Raw genomic sequence first — 19594 nt, forward strand, 5'->3', positions numbered from 1 at the left:
TGAAAACGGTCATTTCAGACAAATTTAGCAGTAGTATTTGTGGACAAATGGGAGTATAATTCAGTTCGGCGGATCACCTGCCACCCATGACAAGAGGAGCTGTGAAGAGAAGATGTATGGATTATATGCGATTGGGTTTATCGCTTCGTGCTTAATGGCGCTGCTGCTGACACCCCTAGTCAAAAAATTTGCCTTCAAGGTAGGAGCAGTTGACGCCCCCAACCATCGGAAGGTACATACCCGAATTATGCCGCGTCTCGGAGGATTAGCGATATTCCTTGCATTCGTCGGAGCTTATTTCGTCGTCTCTCCAGCACTTGATGCTGTGAACTCCAATGCTGCCTTTGGCTTGCTTATCGGGGGCTTCGTGATTGTCGTTACGGGTGCTTTGGATGACCGTTTTCAACTATCTCCCAAATGGAAACTGCTCGGCCAATTGATTGCCGCGTGTATCGTCGTTTCCTTCGGACTCAAAATCGATCTCGTTAACATTCCGTTCGGAACTACTAACCTGCCTATCGGCTGGTTGAGCATTCCGATTACGATATTATGGATTGTCGGCGTCTCTAATGCCATTAACCTGATTGACGGGCTCGACGGTTTGTCGGCCGGTGTTTCCGGTATTGCTACCACTACGATTCTTATACTTGCTCTTATGATGGGCAACGTTACTGTTATTTTGCTTTGTGTTATCTTACTTGGAAGTATCATAGGCTTCATGTTCTACAACTTCCATCCCGCCAAAATCTTCATGGGTGACTCGGGAGCTCTATTCCTTGGCTTTGCGCTAGCCACACTTTCGATTCTTGGCTTCAAACAAGCGGCTGTTGTTTCCCTGCTTATCCCGATTATGATTCTAGGCGTGCCGTTATCCGATACTTTCTTCGCGATCATGCGCCGTTACGTGAATAAATTGCCGATCTCGGCACCGGACAAAAGTCATCTCCATCACTGCTTGCTGCAGCTTGGATTCAGCCATCGTACAAGCGTACTGATTATATACGGAATTGCTTTCATCTTTGGCGGCAGTGCTGTTGTCTGCTCGGTCTTCATTTCCCAGGATTCCACTTGGGGACTTATCATGATTATCGTGGCCCTTTTCCTCGTTATGCTCGTGGGCGCGGAGGCCATTGGTATCATCAGTAAAAGCCGCAAGCCTGTACTGAACTTCCTGCAAAAGCTTGTAGGCAAGCAAGTGCAGAGTGACCGCGTAGGCAAGTAAGATTTTGCTCATAAATAGCACGAATCGAATCCAACCTTAGGGTTGGATTTTTTTTGAATTTTATGAATTTATTTCTTTCTCTAAACATTTGCTTGGTTTTAACCGATAAGTATGATACAAGAACTTTTGGCGTTCAGCCGCGTCTAATCATGTAGAATGATAGCAGAATATGGGAGGGATTGTCGAAAGTCGTAATGCAAGCGCAAGATTATATCTTTATTAATTACTAATAACAACATTTAGATTACATAAGGAGGAACTTGTTTTGAAATTATTAAATAAAAAATGGGCAAGTCTCATGTTGATCCTATCACTAATAATTAGTGTGCTGCCAACAATGACGGCTAGTGCTGCTGGGACGATTACGGTGACTAACCTCTATACGGTTGATTTTGCAGCAGCTCCACCCAATAACACGTATAATGATGCACTTGTTGATCGTTTTACGCAAAGTCCGATTACAGTAAATGTGACGATTAATGGTATTACAGCGGATCAAGTTAATAGCATCTACTATCAGATTATTAACGAGAATACGGGACAGATTACAACAAACACAACGAATAAACCTGTTGTTAACCCAAACAATAGTAGTGAAATCTACTTCCAAGGGGTCAATCTAACAGAAGGAAAGAATATTATTACTGTGAAATATGGGCAAACTGGCGGGGTCGTATCCAATCCAGCTTATGCTTATTACACTCCAGTTTCTAATATTGCTGGCTTGAAATTTAATGATGACTCTTTCGTTGATGGTGGTATGTATCCAACTCATGGTCCTTACACAGGTATTAATATCACAGGTAGTGCGAATAATGCCTCTGATATTGAAGCGACGCTAGGTGGAACCGTTTATCAGCGTTCCGCATTTGCTAGTGGATTGTTTACTTTTGTAACTAACACAGGAAGACCTACGGATATTGAGTTTAATCCAGGAGACAATAAGGTTACCTTTGCTGCAAGGAACCAGTCGAATTTCTTTACGACAGAGCGTTCTTTTACTTATGACAACGGTAAAGCTTTTGCCTATAACACCCAAGCAAAATTGTTAGGTGCTGCATCCTACAGTAAGCTTGTTGATAATCCAATTTTTGAAACTTCTACACCAAGTGTAAAAGATATCGATTTTCAAACAGACATTAAGATTCATGGAACAGTAAGCAACTATGTATATGTAGATATTTATTCAACAGCAGGCAACAACTATCGTTATTATCTATTAGGTGGTAGTCAATTAAACAAGCCGAAACTTAGCGATAACGCTACTTTTGCTCCAGACCTTGCAGTTACAACGCCACATCCTTATTCAATATCGGAACCATATCGCACTCTTAACTTTAAAGGCCAGCTACCAGTTAATGTGAATAAATCTACGCAAGAATTATACTTTGTATTTACGGATGTTAACGGTGCAACAAGCACATCCCGTTACATTTATACTTATGTAGATAAAGACCAACCTTATGTGAGTAAAGTCAACTTGTTGCGCACTGTCCCTGGTGGCGGAGGTTCTTATGAATCTACGCTAAGTGAGGGTGGAAGCACTCAAATAACTAACTTCCCTGCAGATTTGAAGATCTACACGAATACTCAAGCAGATCAAGTGAAGGTTGAAATTAATGGAGCACCCTATAATTCTGGTTCCGTGACAAACGGGATCTATCCAGTAGCAACTTCGCTCGCACAATTAAGCCTGTCGGGAATTACAGATGGTCCAGTAGTTATGAGAATTACACCTCTTAAAGGTGGAACCCCGTATGCTGCAGGAGTAAAGCAATATAACCTTGTCATTACAAGTGCACCATACGTTATTCTAAACAAAATCTATAACGCAATGGTTGTGAACAGTGCAAGTAAACTTACTTGTGATTTTACAGGAGCTACAGCTCCTTGTATCTCTGGGCGTATCGTAAACATATCCAGCCCTGCCGATTATGATAGTATTGTTTATAAAGTGAATGGTATTGTGGTAACCCCTTCGGCTACCAAATTACCTAAGAACAACAATGGACAATTTGCTATTGAAAATTTTACTGATCCAAGTAACGGTAATCAAATATTCGGTAAAGACGGAAAGTACACGTTAACGATTGAATTGAAAATAGCTGGTAGGCTTGTTACCACAACGACAATGGAAATTTTCGTGCTCTCGGATAATGTTCCTTCAGTTGACAGCTTACAACCTTTTGAGGCCGATCCTTTAAATCCTGAGTTCATTAAAGATAAAAATTTACCGGATACTTTTGTAACTAAAGCAACTCAAGTAAAGATCATTGGTAAGGTTCTGAACTCTGTTGCAGCTGCTCCTGGAAGCTTGTCTGGTGCGGTATTATATCTCCGTAAAGCTCCAATCGCGATTCCAGGTGATGGCCGTATTGCTATATCTCCAGCAGGACAAGCTGTTTTTGATACGGGAACATATTTTGCGATGACTGATTTTGGTCAATACGTATTTGAACTTATTGCAACGAATACGACTTCAGGTACTACAGCTAATAAATTGCTGACCATTACTCGTGAACCTGCACCGTATACATTTATTCATCCGTCTTCTAAACAAATTATTAAGAATAATAAAGATGTTGATCAAGCCAACATTAATCAGAACTACTATATGATCGAGCTTGAGGCAGCACAAGCCGATTCCGTTCTTTTCGGGAAAGAAGCAGCTATTTACGATAAAGTGACGAAACACTTCTTCTATGAAGCGAAGAATCTCAAGAACGGAGCTAATGAAATTAAATTCACAGTAAACCGCGGCGCTTCTAAAATGAACGGAAGTATCGTGCTTTTCAACACTAATGTTACTATGGTAGGTGCGCAAATCAAGGCTCCGTTGACGAGTTCAATGAAGATTTTTGATGGTGATATTCAGCTTACTTTCCCTAAGGATACTAAGTTGATGCGTTATGATCGCAATAATGCTACACAGTACGTAAGTACGGATCGTCAAATTTTATTCGGAATTGCAAGTAATGATGATGGCCGAGTTGATCGGACTGAAGGTGTAGATGCTGTAGAGAATAGAAATGGTCTAATTGCTCTAGCAGAACTTACAGGAAGATTCCGTCCAGCAAGCAAGCGCTATTGGATCGATGCGGGAATCATCAAGCCTGATGCTAATTCAATCGATTCAACACTGCAAGAAGCTTACATGGGGGGTGGCTATTTGCCAAACCTAATCAATGGTGGAACAGCTCGCCCTCCGTTTAATCAAAGAGATTATAAAGATGTTGTTGTACCTTCCAAAATTGGATCAATCACTTTGAAATATGACAGTAATATAGTAAATGATGCATGGAGATACCTGACTGTGTATCAATATACACCTTTCGAAGATCCGAATGGATCCGGTATCCATCTACCTATGTGGAAAAACATTGGTGGTAAAGTAGATCCAAGCAAGAATACGATTACTGTACCTGCTGATTCATTTGGTTATTATCAAGTTATGTACATGGATAACAGTTTTAATGATGTAACCAATCATCCGTGGGGAAGAAATGATCTTGATATTCTATATTCCAAAGGTTATATGGATGGTAAGACAGACGGATTGTTCATGCCGAACGATGCTATTACACGTGGTGAGTTCGTAAGCATGCTTGTCGATATTTTCAATATTCCTTTGCGCAATCCAGATATTGAGGAGAATTCCGTATTCCAAAACCAAACAGGAACCTTCCTGGATGTACAAAAGGGATATAGTCTTCCTGGCAGCAACAATGGTCGACTCTTTGATTATCAGCATATCGAAGCAGCAGCAAGAGCGGGTATTGTCCGTGGGAATGCTAATGGACTATTCTTGCCTAATAACTCGCTTACACGTCAAGATGCTGCTGTGATGATTGCAAGAGCTGGCGACATGAAAATGTCGAGTGATGCAGCAAAATCATTAGCAAGTTTGAAAAAAATATTTACGGATGCAGATATTGAACGCATGGAGCTGTATGCAGTGCCAGCCATTGAAGCAGTTTACAAAGCTAAGTTCATTGAAGGCATTGAAAATGCATTGCTAGTAGGTCAAAAGAAACCAACCTATCGTTTCGATGCTCGTGAGACTTTCACGCGGGCGCAAGCTGCGGCTGTAGCAGTGCGTGTATTGAAACAACAAGGTATTATTCCGAAGTGATTATATAATAGAAAAACCACCCAACTGGGAGTTATGGTCAAGCCCCCATTAAATGGACATTAAAAAAGCCCTAGGCTGCAAGCTGGCGCCGGTACTCAACCGGCGTCAGCTTATTTAGTTTTCTCTGTGCTCGTTCCTCGTTATAAAATCGAATGAACTCCTCAATACGCCTTTGTGCTTCCTCGATACTTCAGATATCATAGGGATAGAGAGCTTGCACTTTCAAATGAGAGAAGAAGCTCTCCATGGATGCGTTGTCAAAACAATTCCCTCGGAGTGACATGCTGATTTGGGCGCCAACCTGTGGCAGCATGTTGTGGTAAGCATAAAGACGTGACTGGATTGATCGCTATGAACGATCAATCCAGTCACGTCTTTATGTTTTTCAAATGCCTATCTGAATGTTTCTAATACGAGTGGATTGTCATTGTTACGACTAATATGGAAGCTAAAGATCTCGTTATTCCACAAATCTTTAATCGCAGATAGGTAAAGCTTTTCCTCCAATACACGAAATTGCGTTACATCCGTGACCCAATTTTGATTCGGTTTATCCGCCTTGAAGTCTCTTTGTAATTTATTTTCTGCAATCCTACCATCGGATACAGCGGCTTCACGAGTTGTTCTGTGGACATATTTACGTCGAATGATGGATGTAATCCCAAGTTCCTGCATTGCGGCGATATCCTAAGATCTTGTCTCGTTTCTCGTATATGGCCCTGATCTTAGATTTTAGTTCTTCGTTTTTATTGTTTGTAGGGCGCTTTACATACGCATAGTAGCCATTTCGACTGATTTCAGTAATGCCAGTTGGGTGGTTTTTTGTGTTGAGACTGTACAAAAATTGCCCATCGCCATTTATCTCAAGCATTCAGGTTATTTTAAGGTAACTTTTAGCTAGCTTTCAGTTACTCTACTTATTTACTTCATAAATGAAAAGTATGATTTACTTGTGGGCCAATATCCTAGAGATACAGATGAATACGATATGACTGGAAATTACTTATCAATGAAAAAGCGTATGGAGTATCGTATACTAAATTTGCAACCGAGATGATATACGGAAATCTATACGTGAAGTTACACAAAATATTATGTAAGTTATTTCAGAAGTTCGAAACATCGCTCCGTTGGTTATAAGTTTTTAATACAAAAAACTTTTCAAATACAGGAGGAAACAAACCTTTATGAAGAAAACATTATCCGTCGTTCTAACATCCGCCATGGCGCTTTCCATGTTCTCATCCGTAGCTTTTGGTAAAACATCCGCAGATTTCACGGATTTGAAAGATCTGGACGCAGCAACGCAAGCGAAATTTGATGCGATGATCTCTGCTGGTATTTTTGACGGCGTAACTGACACCACATTTGGCTTGAAAGATGAAATGAACCGTGCACAATTCGCAAAAGTAGCGGCTTTAATCATGGGTCTTGATGTGAACAAAGACTTGCAAACATCGACTTTTACTGACGTTAGTGTAACCGATGCAGCCAATGGCTATGCACTTCCTTACATCGAAGCTTTGAAAACAGCGGGCGTAACAAACGGCTATGCCGAAGGTCAATACAACCCAGCTGGTAAAGTAACAAAAGAGCAATTAGCTACATTCTTGGTTCGTGTACTTGGTCAAGATGCCGCAGCGAAAGATAAAACAGGAAAAGACACAACCGTATCTGGTTGGGCACAAGGTTATGTCGCTTTGGCACTTGAGTTGAAACTTCTAGCCAATGGCACAGACGGCACATTCAGTGGTCAAGCGAATGCTACACGCGATCTGTTATTGACGGGTGCTTATGAAGCGAAACAACAATACGTACCAGCTGGTAAAATAGGTATCACAGAAGCGAAAGCAGCAGGCGTTTATAAAGTAACAGTTTCCTTTAACAAGCCGGTAGATACAACGAAAGCAAGCCTTGTTCTAACAAAAGGCACGCTAGCCGTTTCTGCTACAACAACATGGTCCGATGACAAAAAAGTAGCTACTCTGACAACCGACACAAAAATCGGTGAAGGTGACTACACAGTGACGCTTTCCGGTTTAGATGCAGCTACAGTAGCGAAATCAACAGCTACATTTAAAGCACAAGACGAGCAATTGAGCAAAATTGATTTCATCAATGCAGGTGACACGGTCGCTTACAGTAAAAATGCCGTAATTAAATTGAAAGCCGTGAACCAATACGGTGAAGCTGCAACGGCAGGTACATCCAATTTTACAGCACTTGTATCTGGCCAAACGCCAGCTAGCTTTAAGAAGGATACAGATGGTAACCTAGTCATTACAGCGGACGTAACCGGTTCTGGCATTTCGCAAGGTAACGGTATCGTTCCAGTAACGGTTTACTTCAATAACAGCAACATTACCGTTTCGAAAAACTTCAAAGTCGGTACAGTACCGATTCTTAGCAAAATCGAAACAGGGAAAGTAACGTACTCCAATAACGGAACCAAATTGGCAGCTGCGGATGAAACAGCTTCAATTGCTTTGAATTTGTTTGATCAATACGGTAACCCGATCGTGAAAGGTCAATTTGTAAATGGTGAAATCGCAGCAAGCAATATCAATCCCATGATCACACCGTACGAGCAAAACCTTGAAGTCGTTAAAGCAGGTGCCTCTTTTATAGCCGATGATTTCTTTGACGAGAATGACAATGCACGTGTACAAGTGAAATTAAAAGCCAAAGTAGACAAAACGGCTGATTATACGCTCAACATCTACGGTGGATCTTCTTCTGCGACAGCAACGATTAGTGTAGGTGCGGCTAACTTAGCGACAAAAGTGGAATTTGACACATCTGCTGTTACAGTGGCCGCGAATGACACAGATGTGTATGTGCCACTTAACGTAACCGATGCAAATGGTAATAAATTAAGTGCACAAGATATCGTGGACAACAAAGACCGCATGACGTTTAGCGTAACGAATGGAACAGGCAGCATTCAAGAAACAGGTGAAGATAAAGGGAAATTGAAACTGCACTTTAACGTAGCTAACGCAGTAGGCAACAAAGTGTATGTAACAGGTCAAATTAATCAATCACAATCCAATACATTTGTACAAACAAGCCTACCCGTACAGGACGCACGTGTTGCTGAGCTTATAACAGTAACCACAGAGCCTGCTGCAAAAGCAATTCTAGGTGCAGGAGATGAAATCGTCTACCAATTGAAAGATCAGTATGGCAAAGATATCTCGAAGATGGATGCTAATATCTTAAGTGCCAATGGTCAAACATCGAACTATCGGATTAAAGTGGAAGTAACGACAGAAGGAACAGGTGCTAATGCGGCACCGAAAGTGACCCATGCACCGACTGTTGTAGCAGGAGCACCGTCAAACGTAACGACGTACTACTATACAAATGCGCAATTGGCTGATTTCAACAGTGGGTTTGACTACACAACAGCCCTAGGTTCTGAAGGCAAAGTAACAGTAAAAGCAGTTATCGAGAAAGCATCTAACGGTAGTGTAAATTATTCGGATTATTCATCTGCAGTAAGTCGTACAATTGAAGCAGTTAAGTCCGATACTACACTAACATATTCTATTGAATCTATTGGTAATTTGTTTGCAGCACAAGACAAGTTAACAACAGATATAGCATCAGGTGAAACATTAGTTGCAGGAACAAGTCAATTTGATAAGAAATTATCAGTTATCGCTAAGGATTCTGCAGGAAATAAAGTTAAATTACCGTTGAATTATGTTAATGGCATATCTAGCTCAGATCCTTCTGTCTTGTCCGTAGCAACAGATACAGCAGGCGGTCTACAAGATGGTTATCTAATCGGAAATAAAGCAGGTAGTGCAACAGTTTCGGCAGTTGTTTACACGAACAAAGGTGAAACTATTAACTTAACGCAAGAGGTAACAGTCAAAGACGATGCGATCGCAGTTGATAAATTAGAAGCTGGAAACACTACGGCAACTTATAGTGATTCTGTTTCAAATGCATATGACTACTTTACAAAAGATGCCGATCATCAATTGAAAGTAACAGATCAATATGGCATTACGTACAAGAATGCTGATATCGCGAAGTACAATGCTGTGCTTGGCCTTCAATATACGGTATCTGTGACAAGTGGAACAGGGACAGTTACTATCGATGCTAAAACAGGAGCTATTACAACACCAGTTGCAAGCACTGTAAATGAATTCTTGATCACAGCGATTGCACCTAACGGTAAATCCGTACAAGTACTTGTAGCTAGATAATTAATTAGAGATAGGCAAGGGGCCCTTCGGGGTCTTTTTGCTTTATCACTCTATCTTGGGTGTCTGGAAATTTCTTATCAATGAAAAAACGCATAGACTATCGTATACTAAGTTTGTAGCCGAGATGATAGACGAAAAGCTACACGAAAGAGAGTCGATGAGATAGATTCATTGATTCAGCTGTCGCCCCGTTGGTTATAAGTTTTTATAACAAAAAACTTTCAAATACAGGAGGAAACAAACCTTTATGAAGAAAACATTATCCGTCGTTTTAACATCCGCCATGGCGCTTTCCATGTTCTCATCCGTAGCTTTTGGTAAAACATCCGCAGATTTCACGGATTTGAAAGATCTGGACGCAGCAACACAAGCGAAATTTGATGCGATGATCTCCGCTGGTATTTTTGACGGCGTAACTGACACCACATTCGGCTTGAAAGATGAAATGAACCGTGCACAATTCGCAAAAGTAGCGGCTTTAATTATGGGTCTGGATATTAACAAAGACCTGAAAACATCTTCGTTTACAGACGTTAGTGTAACCGACGCAGCCAATGGCTATGCACTTCCGTACATCGAAGCTTTGAAAACAGCAGGCGTGACAGACGGCTATGCCGAAGGTCAATACAACCCAGCTGGCAAAGTAACGAAAGAGCAATTAGCTACATTCTTGGTTCGTGTACTTGGTCAAGATGCCGCGGCGAAAGATAAAACAGGAAAAGACGCAACTGTATCTGGTTGGGCACAAGGCTATGTCGCTTTGGCACTTGAGTTGAAACTTCTAGCCAATGGCACAGACGGCACGTTCAGTGGTCAAGCGAATGCTACACGCGATCTGTTATTGACGGGTGCTTATGAAGCGAAACAACAATACGTACCAGCTGGTAAAATAGGTATCACAGAAGCGAAAGCAGCAGGCGTTTATAAAGTAACAGTTTCCTTTAACAAGCCGGTAGATACAACGAAAGCAAGCCTTGCGCTAACAAAAGGCACGCTAGCCGTTTCTGCTACAACAACATGGTCCGATGACAAAAAAGTAGCTACTCTGACAACCGACACAAAAATCGGTGAAGGTGACTACACAGTGACGCTTTCCGGTTTAGATGCAGCTACAGTAGCGAAATCAACAGCTACATTTAAAGCACAAGACGAGCAATTGAGCAAAATTGATTTCATCAATGCAGGTGACACGGTCGCTTACAGTAAAAATGCCGTAATTAAATTGAAAGCCGTGAACCAATACGGTGAAGCTGCAACGGCAGGTACATCCAGTTTTACAGCACTTGTATCTGGCCAAACGCCAGCTAGCTTCAAGAAAGATACAGATGGTAATCTGATCATTACAGCGGACGTAACGGGTTCCGGTATTTCGCAAGGTAACGGTATCGTTCCAGTAACGGTTTACTTCAATAACAGCAGCATTACCGTTTCGAAAAACTTCAAAGTCGGTACAGTACCGATTCTAAGCAAAATCGAAACAGGGAAAGTAACGTACTCCAATAACGGAACCAAATTGGCAGCTGCAGATGAAAAAGCTTCGATCGCCTTGAACTTGTTTGACCAATACGGCAACCCGATCGTGAAAGGTCAATTTGTAAATGGTGAAATCGCAGCAAGCAATATCAATCCTGTGATCACACCGTACGAGCAAAACCTGGAAGTCGTTAAAGCAGGCGCTTCATTTGCAGCTAGCGATTTCTTCGACGATAACGACAACGCTCGTGTACAAGTGAAATTGAAAGCCAAAGTAGACAAAACGGCTGATTATACGCTCAACATCTACGGTGGATCTTCATCCGCGACAGCAACAATCAGTGTGGGCGCGGCTAACTTAGCGACAAAAGTAGAGTTTGATACGTCTGCAGTAACTCTAGCGGCAAATGACACGGATGTGTATGTGCCACTTAACGTAACTGATGCAAATGGTAAAAAATTAAGTGCACAAGATATCGTGGATAATAAAGACCGCTTTACGTTTAGTGCCACGAACGGAACAGGCAGCATTCAAGAAACAGGTGCAGATAAAGGGAAATTGAAATTGCACTTTAACGCAGCTAATACCGTAGGCAACAAAGTGTATGTGACGGGCCAAATTAATCAATCTCAATCCAACACCTTTGTACAAACGAGTATCCCAGTACAAGACGCACGTGTTGCTGAACGCATTACCGTAACGACTGAACCAGGAGCCAAAGCGATCCAAGGAGCTGGCGACGAAATCGTCTACCAACTGAAAGATCAGTACGGTGAGGATATGGATAAGATGGGTGCAAACATTCCAAGTGCGAATGGTCAAACATCCAACTACCGGATTAAAGTAGAAGTCACAACAGAAGGTACGGGTACGAATGCCGTACCGAAAGTGAGTCATGCACCAACGGTTGTAGCGGGATCACCGTCGAACGTAACGACGTACTACTACACAAATACGCAATTGGCTGATTTCAACAGTGGATTTGACTACACAACAACAGCAGGATCTGAAGGTAAAGTAACAGTGAAAGCCGTGATTGAAAAAGCACCTAATGGCGGTGTTGTGTACTCGGATTATTCATCCGCAGTAAGCCGCACGATGGAAGCTATTAAATCGGATGCCACACTCACCTATTCCATTGAGTCCGTTGGTACTTTGTTTGCAGCGAAAGACAAATTAACAACAGCTGTAGCAGCGGGCGAAACATTGACAGCTGGTACAAGCCAATTTGATAAAAAGCTATCTGTCATTGCCAAAGATGCAGCAGGCAACAAAGTGACGCTACCTTTGAACTACGTGAATGGTATTTCCAGCTCAGATCCATCTGTCTTGTCTGTAGCGACGGTTACAACAGGTGGGGTACAAGATGGTTACGTGTTGGGTAACAAAGCAGGGAAAGCTACACTGTCTGCGGTTGTTACGACAAACAAAGGTGAGACGATTAACTTAACGCAAGAAGTGACGGTTAAAGATGAAGCGATCGCCGTAGATAAATTAGAAGCAGGTCAAAAAACAGCGACGTATGATGCTTCCGTAACGAATGCTTACAGCTACTTCACGAAAGACGCCGATCACCAATTGAAAGTAACGGATCGATACGGCATTACGTATAAAAATGCTGATATCGCGAAGTATAGTGCCGTGCTAGGTGTTCAATATACGGTATCTGTGACAAGTGGAACAGGAACCGTAGGAATTAACGCACAAACGGGTGCGATAACAAATCCAGTTCCGTCTACTGTAAAAGAGTTCTTGATTACAGCGATTGCACCGAACGGTAAATCCGTACAAGTGCTTGTAGCTAACTAAGCAATAGACAAGAAACAAAAGGGACCCTAACGGGTCCTTTTTTGTATTCTTAAAGATATTTCAAATTATTTTTCCGGAAATCGCAACTTTTTTAGAAACTATGCGTTTAATACTTTGAAACCAAATGACAGTAATGTTTATCCTATAAAGGATAATCTTCTGAAAATAACTCTTTACGACGCTATTCGACCATTGTATAATGTAAATTGGTGTGAGTGTCTATTTTCCTACTTAAAGTTTACTAGTTTCCAATGCAGCCACAGAGTTGCACGCGAACTTAGTTATATTATGCTCTAACTCTGGAAAGGGGGTGAACCAAACAATGAGTAAATCGAGCTCAAATATTGTTAGATTCAACCTAAAAAATAATAATAAAGATATTCAAGGAGGAGAAAAAAAGGTTATGAAAAAAAGTTTATCCGTAATTCTCACTACAGCAATGGCATTATCCATGTTTTCTTCCGTAGCATTTGGTAAAACATCTGCTGATTTCACAGATCTTAAAGATCTTGACGCAGCTACAAAAGCAAAATTTGATGCACTAATCAGCGCAGGTATCTTCGATGGTACTAGCGAAACTACTTTCGGTCTGAAAGAAGAAATGAACCGTGCTCAATTCGCGAAAGTTGCAGCTTTGATCACAGGTATCGAAGTTAACAAAGATTTGAAAACTTCAAGCTTCTCCGACGTTAAATCCGATGATGCAGCTAACGGTTACGCGCTTCCTTACATCGAAGCTCTTAAAACTGCTGGAATCACTGATGGTTATGGCGTAGGTACTTACAACCCAGCTGGTAAAGTAACAAAAGAACAACTTGCTACTTTCTTGGTTCGCGTTCTAGGTAAAGATGCTGATGCAAAAGCAAAAACAGGTACTGACGCAACTGTAACAGATTGGGCACAAGGCTATGTAGCACTTGCTCTTGAATTGAAACTTCTTCCAGCTGGCGCTGACGGTAAATTCGGTGGCCAATCCAACGCTACTCGCGACTTGCTTTTGACTGGTGCTTACGAAGCGAAAGCTCAATACGTATCCCCAGGTAAGGTCTCTGTAACAGAAGCTAAAGCAGCTGGTGTATACAAAGTAACTGTAACATTCAACAAACCAGTTGACACTGAAAAAGTGAAAATTGACTTGAAAAAAGGTAGTTCCCTACTTACACTTTCAACTGAGAAAGCAGATGCACCAGTTTGGTCTACTGACAAAAAATCGGTGACTGTAACAACAACTACTAGAATTGGTGCAGGTGAGTACACTGCAACTATTTCTGGTTTGGATGCTGCTACTGTAGATAAAACTTCCGCAACTTTTACAGCTACTGATGAGCAAGTAAGCAAAATCGATTTCGTAAATGCTGGTGATACAATTGCATACAGCAGAAATGCTGCTTTTAAAGTAAAAGCAACTAATCAATATGGGGAAGCAACAGCTCTTGGAACTTCTAGTTTTACTGCATTAGTATCAGGTCAAGCACCGAAATCATTTAAAAAGCAGGCTGATGGTACTTTCTTAATCGTATCTGATCTAATTGGTACTGGTAATAACGGTATCTCACAAGGTAATGGACTTGTTCCAGTTACTGTATATCTGACTAACAGTTCAGTAACGATTTCTAAAAACTTTAAAGTAGGTACTGTTCCGATTCTAAGTAAAATTGAAGTGACTGAAGTGAAGTACTCTAACGGTACTAAACTTTCTGCTGAAGGGGATACTGCTTCTGTTGGAATAAAATTGTATGATAACTACGGAAATCCGATTATCAAAGATCAATTCAAACCGTATTCTTTGAATGGTACAACAACTTCTGAGCTTTCAGCAAATAACATTAATCCTCAAATTACTCCTTGGGAGAAAGATTTAGTAATTGTTAAGGATAATGGTGACTATACGGATTATTTCGATGAAAACGATGATGCTCGTGTCAAAGTTAAATTGAACAAGAAATTGGATAAAACAGCTGATTATACAGTTAGTATTTATGGTGGATCTTCGTCAACAACTGCAACTGTAAGTGTAGGCGCAGGTAATGTAGCTACAAAAATTGGATTTGATACTAGCGCTGTCTTTATCGGTGCTAATGACTCGTCCGTAGTTGTGCCGTTAGATATTGCCGATGCTAATGGAAATAAGCTTAGTGCTCAGGATATTGCTGATAACGACAAAGATGGTCGTTTCAACTTCACCAACTCTAGTGGTAGTGCTGCTATTGTAAGAACAGGTGCAGATAAAGGTAAATTGAAACTTACTTTTGCTAATGGAAGTCTTGTTCAAGGAAATAAAGTTTATCTTTCTGGACAAATTAATCAATCTCAAACTAATACATTTGTACGTACTGAGATCCCAGTTGGTGAAGCGCGTACTCCAGATAAACTTGAAGTTTCAACAGCACCTTCTGTTAAGGCAGTGCTTGGTGCAAAAGATGAGATCAAATGGGCTGTAAAAGACCAAAACAATCAAAGTTTTGATCCTGCTGATTTCAATGCCAATATCATTGGTGCTAATGGTCAAGTCTTTAATTATCAAGTGGTAGTTACTGTGAGAAATCAAAACTCATCCACAAACGCTACGCCAAAAGTAGCTGGAGTATCTACAGTAAATGTTGTTTCTCCACTTGAAACGACTTACACATTTGCATATGATAAACTTAATGATTTTGCAAAAGGCTTTGATATTACTACTACATCAAATGTAGAAGGCAAAGTAACTGTTTCTGCTGTAATCCAAAAGAAAATTAACAGTGGAGCATTCTCAGATTATGCTTCAGCTCCTACTAAAACGCTTGATGCAATTAAATCAGATGTAAGCTTGACTTACTCGATTAACACTATTGGGAATTTGTTCGCTGCACAAGACAAATTGTCTAGTGTATATAATGGAACTGGTCAGTTAGATCCTGGAGCAACAAATAATCCATTTGATAAAAAGATTTCTATTGTTGCTAAAGATGCTGCTGGAAACAAAGTTAAACTTCCATTGAACTATGTTCGTGGTATAAGTACTTCTGATTCCACTATTATCAAATCAGCTCCAATTGAGCAAGTTGATGCTGCTTTCAATCCAGATCATGTTAATCAAAATGGTTTCATCGTTGGTAATAAAGCCGGTACAGCAACTGTAACTGCAACTGTTTATACTAACAAAGGTGACACTATCTACTTGTCACAAGAAGTTACTGTAAAAGCTGATTCAATCGTGACTGATTCAATCGTTGCTGGAAAATCAAGTAATAAATTGGCTAATGTAAGCTTACTCCCTGGTCAAACACAAATATTTGCTTATCAATTCTTCACAAAAGATAGTGATAACCAACTTAAAGTTAAAGACCAATACGGCATTGAGTACAAAAATGCAGAAATTGCTGATAACAGTAAAGTGTTAGGTATTCTTTATACAGTTGCCGTAAATACAGGTACTGGTAATGTTGATATCAATTCATCCACTGGTGCAATCAATAGCATTGCATCTACTGTAGATGAGTTCACAATTACAGCAACTGCTCCTAACGGAAAATCAGTTCAAGTACTAGTTACTAGAAACTAATTTTTTGAAGCAAAGAGACCCTTCGGGGTCTTTTTCTTTTCTAAAAGAATATTTGAAATAAGGGGGACACCTTAAATGAAGTTAGATTATAAAATAGTAGCGCTAGCATTTGTGCTAACACTTGCTCCCTTGCATACGACTCAAGCCGAAGCCCCAACCCCCGGCTCATCCACCGATCCGGTAATCACCAAAAGCTACTTCGACCAGAACACCTTAAGCGAAGCAAAGGTGAAAGAACTTGTCGCAGCGGCGCTAGCTACCAATGGTGGCAGCCAACCGAGCGCAGGAGGCACTGCGCCAGCGACAATGAAGGTTGTCCAGTTACAAAATGGACAAATACTTTACGCCGGTGCTGGCGCTGAGTTTATCGTGCGAACCGGCAGGGTACTCGCCGTGAGCAACGATGACAACGGTATCCCGGATGTAACGGGAGGCAAGGATCTACCAGCGGGGACGGAAGTCGCGCTGAATCATCTTTTGATTTTTCCAGCTGAGGGTCGCGGTATTAAGCCATCGCCTAAGAATACAGCGGACATTTATGTTATGGTCCGAGGTAGTTATCTAATTTTGAATGCCGACGGTAGTAAAGTCACGCAATAGATATATAACTCTACTCCATAATTTTACCCATTATGACAACTTCTTATGCGGTTTGTGCCCAGCATTTTAGCCATACTAGTGATGTGCCCATTAAGAGCATAGCCTTAATAAAGCACTAAAAATCACGTCTGGGATAACACAAACTCTAAGGAGGCGTTTAGTATGGCTAGAGGCAATAAAGTGGTTCCTGAATCGAAGAAGGCACTGGATGTTCTAAAGTATGAAATCGCTGCAGAATTAGGTTTGCCTGTAGGTAAGCAAATGTCGTTGAACGCCGATACGGAGTTTGCAACAGAGCTTGGGGCTATACCATCGAGTTCGATTAAGGAAGACTACTGGGGTCACATCTCCTCCAGAGATGCTGGTGCAGTAGGTGGGACTATTACGAAAAGACTAATTCAACGTGCAGAAGAAGTGCTTTTTTCGCTATAGCTACGGGCTTTATTCATAATATCTTCATGTTTCGTGCATTGACACTAGACGACAAATAAAGTAAGATAACTAATTGAAGGTCAATATTTAATTTAACCTTTTCCAATCGGGAAAGGTTCATTTTTTTGTTGTCTTTATACATGATTTATGGTCTTTTTTATTTGTTTTACTAGTGCGGAATTCAACAATCTTGTCAGCGCTTGAGCGCAAAAGAGGGATTCCGTTTGGCGTGAAAAGCTGCCGAGAAAGCCGGGCCCACTTTTTTTTCATATAGAGGCATCGAGTAGAAGCTTTTCAAACATACTAAATGATATTAGGAGGATGAATATTATGGCGCAAGTACGTGGTCGTCGTTTATTTACATCCGAATCCGTAACAGAAGGTCATCCAGATAAGATTTGTGACCAAATTTCTGACTCGGTATTGGATGCTTTTCTTGCCAATGATCCGAATGCTCGTGTAGCATGTGAGGTATCTGTAGCAACTGGTTTGGTTTTGGTAATCGGTGAGATTACATCAAGTTCTGAATATGTAGATATTCAAGCAATTGCTAGACAAACGATTAAAGAAATTGGGTACACACGTGCGAAGTACGGTTTTGACTCCCAAACATGTGCGGTTCTCGTTTCATTGAATGAACAATCCCCTGACATTGCACAAGGTGTGAACAGAGCACTTGAAGCAAGAGAAGGTTCTATGTCCGATGAGGAAATCGAAGCAATTGGCGCTGGTGACCAAGGTCTGATGTTCGGATTCGCGGTTAACGAAACTCCTGAACTTATGCCGCTTCCGATCTCCATTTCTCACCAATTGGCTCGTCGTTTGACAGAAGTTCGCAAAAATGGTACTTTACCATACCTGCGTCCTGATGGAAAAACACAAGTAACTGTTGAGTATTTAGATGATAAGCCTGTTCGTGTTGATGCAATTGTTGTTTCTACACAGCATAGTGAAGATGTAACTTTGGAGCAAATCCAAAAAGATATCAAAGAGCATGTTATCAACCCGATCGTTCCAGCTCACTTGTTGGATGCGAACACAAACTACTTCATTAACCCAACTGGTCGTTTTGTTATCGGCGGACCGCAAGGGGATGCTGGTTTGACTGGCCGTAAAATCATCGTTGATACGTATGGCGGTTATGCTCGTCACGGCGGCGGTGCTTTCTCTGGTAAGGATCCAACAAAAGTTGACCGTTCCGGTGCATACGCAGCTCGTTATGTTGCCAAAAATATCGTAGCTGCTGGACTTGCTGAAAAATGTGAAGTTCAACTGGCTTACGCAATTGGCGTAGCTCGTCCGGTTTCCATTGCTGTTGATACTTTCGGAACAAGCACAGTTAGCGAAGAGAAGCTCGTTGAGCTTATCCACAAAAACTTTGACCTTCGTCCTGCAGGCATCATCAAAGAGCTTGACCTGCGTCGCCCAATCTACCGTCAAACAGCTGCTTACGGTCACTTTGGCCGCAATGACCTGGACGTTCCTTGGGAGCGTACAGACAAAGCTGAGACTTTGAAAGCACAAGCTTTGGTTTAAAATAGATTAGCCGTCCTTCAGGGGCGGCTTTTTTGTGTGCAATAAAAGGAACATATGTTTGATTTTTAGTTTGAAATATGGTAAAATATACTAAAATAACAAAAGCAGTATTGGTATAAAAAAATGTGCTATACTTGGCTAACAGAAGATCGGCTTACGGAGAAGCAATAGACGGGGGTGATGAATGTTGGATAATGATTTGAAAGAAGCGCTATCTGTTTTACTTAAGGCTGAATTGTCACCGGTGATAGAGAAACTAAACGGAATTGATTCTCGATTAGATAAGCTGGAATTGGAACAATCTCAAATTAAGCAAGCAGTTCTAGAAACCAATAAAACGGTAAAAAGGATGGAACTCATTCAAGAGCAACAGCACTCGATTATCGAACTTTTGTCAGCTCGGTCTATAGAACATGAAGCAAAGATGAAATGGACTAAATAATATATATAAGTGCATCTCAAGCAGAGAGCAAATCCGGATAGGAGGAGCTCTCTTTTTATTTATGTTCACTATTTTGTGACGTATAAATACAACTTCTCTTCTATCGTAACTTTTTCCATAGTTTTAGAGTCTATATAGATATCGCTAAAAAGATAGATACTAGACTTAGACTGAAAGAGGAGA

11 protein-coding genes are annotated in these 19594 nt (G+C 41.0%); 9 read left to right on the plus strand and 2 right to left on the minus strand.

The window, feature by feature from the left end; all coding sequences use genetic code 11:
• Positions 1–112 precede the first annotated feature (112 nt).
• Together LOZ80_RS31960 and LOZ80_RS31965 are read left to right on the plus strand one after the other, a co-directional pair.
• Positions 113–1222, plus strand: coding sequence for a glycosyltransferase family 4 protein (locus tag LOZ80_RS31960; protein WP_238168347.1), 1110 nt, complete (start codon positions 113–115; stop codon positions 1220–1222).
• 265 nt (positions 1223–1487) lie between these two features.
• The gene (locus LOZ80_RS31965; RefSeq protein WP_238168348.1) at positions 1488–5354 is read left to right on the plus strand and encodes an S-layer homology domain-containing protein; all 3867 of its coding nucleotides are present in this window, start codon (positions 1488–1490) and stop codon (positions 5352–5354) included.
• 70 nt (positions 5355–5424) lie between these two features.
• Here the strand turns inward: LOZ80_RS31965 and LOZ80_RS39620 are convergent, their stop codons facing one another.
• Complete coding sequence (locus tag LOZ80_RS39620) at positions 5425–5541, minus strand: IS3 family transposase (RefSeq protein WP_443147092.1); 117 nt, start codon at positions 5539–5541, stop codon at positions 5425–5427.
• A 206-nt stretch (positions 5542–5747) separates the two neighbouring features.
• Positions 5748–6029 carry a hypothetical protein gene (locus tag LOZ80_RS31970; RefSeq protein ID WP_238168349.1) on the minus strand — a complete coding sequence of 94 codons (282 nt, stop codon included), beginning with the start codon at positions 6027–6029 and terminating at the stop codon, positions 5748–5750.
• A 512-nt stretch (positions 6030–6541) separates the two neighbouring features.
• Here LOZ80_RS31970 and LOZ80_RS31975 point away from each other — a divergent pair.
• From LOZ80_RS31975 to LOZ80_RS32005, 7 genes are all read left to right on the plus strand, one after another.
• Entirely contained in the window at positions 6542–9577 is a 3036-nt protein-coding gene (locus LOZ80_RS31975; RefSeq protein ID WP_238168350.1) for an S-layer homology domain-containing protein, read from the plus strand.
• A gap of 247 nt (positions 9578–9824) precedes the next feature.
• On the plus strand, positions 9825–12860 hold the full coding sequence (locus LOZ80_RS31980; protein WP_238168351.1) for an S-layer homology domain-containing protein: 3036 nt from the start codon (positions 9825–9827) through the stop codon (positions 12858–12860).
• 322 nt (positions 12861–13182) lie between these two features.
• Positions 13183–16401, plus strand: a complete 3219-nt coding sequence (locus tag LOZ80_RS31985) for an S-layer homology domain-containing protein (RefSeq protein WP_238168352.1) — start codon at positions 13183–13185, stop codon at positions 16399–16401.
• A gap of 75 nt (positions 16402–16476) precedes the next feature.
• The gene (locus LOZ80_RS31990) at positions 16477–17001 is read left to right on the plus strand and encodes a hypothetical protein (RefSeq protein WP_238168353.1); all 525 of its coding nucleotides are present in this window, start codon (positions 16477–16479) and stop codon (positions 16999–17001) included.
• Between the two features lie 162 nt (positions 17002–17163).
• Positions 17164–17433, plus strand: a complete 270-nt coding sequence (locus LOZ80_RS31995; protein WP_079415167.1) for an alpha/beta-type small acid-soluble spore protein — start codon at positions 17164–17166, stop codon at positions 17431–17433.
• A gap of 330 nt (positions 17434–17763) precedes the next feature.
• A complete protein-coding gene (metK, locus tag LOZ80_RS32000) occupies positions 17764–18969 on the plus strand; it encodes a methionine adenosyltransferase (protein ID WP_238168354.1) in 1206 nt (401 codons plus the stop codon).
• 184 nt (positions 18970–19153) lie between these two features.
• On the plus strand, positions 19154–19411 hold the full coding sequence (locus LOZ80_RS32005) for a hypothetical protein (RefSeq protein WP_238168355.1): 258 nt from the start codon (positions 19154–19156) through the stop codon (positions 19409–19411).
• Positions 19412–19594: the final 183 nt, after the last annotated feature.

It is taken from the genome of Paenibacillus sp. HWE-109 (genome assembly GCF_022163125.1).
Classification (GTDB): domain Bacteria; phylum Bacillota; class Bacilli; order Paenibacillales; family NBRC-103111; genus Paenibacillus_E.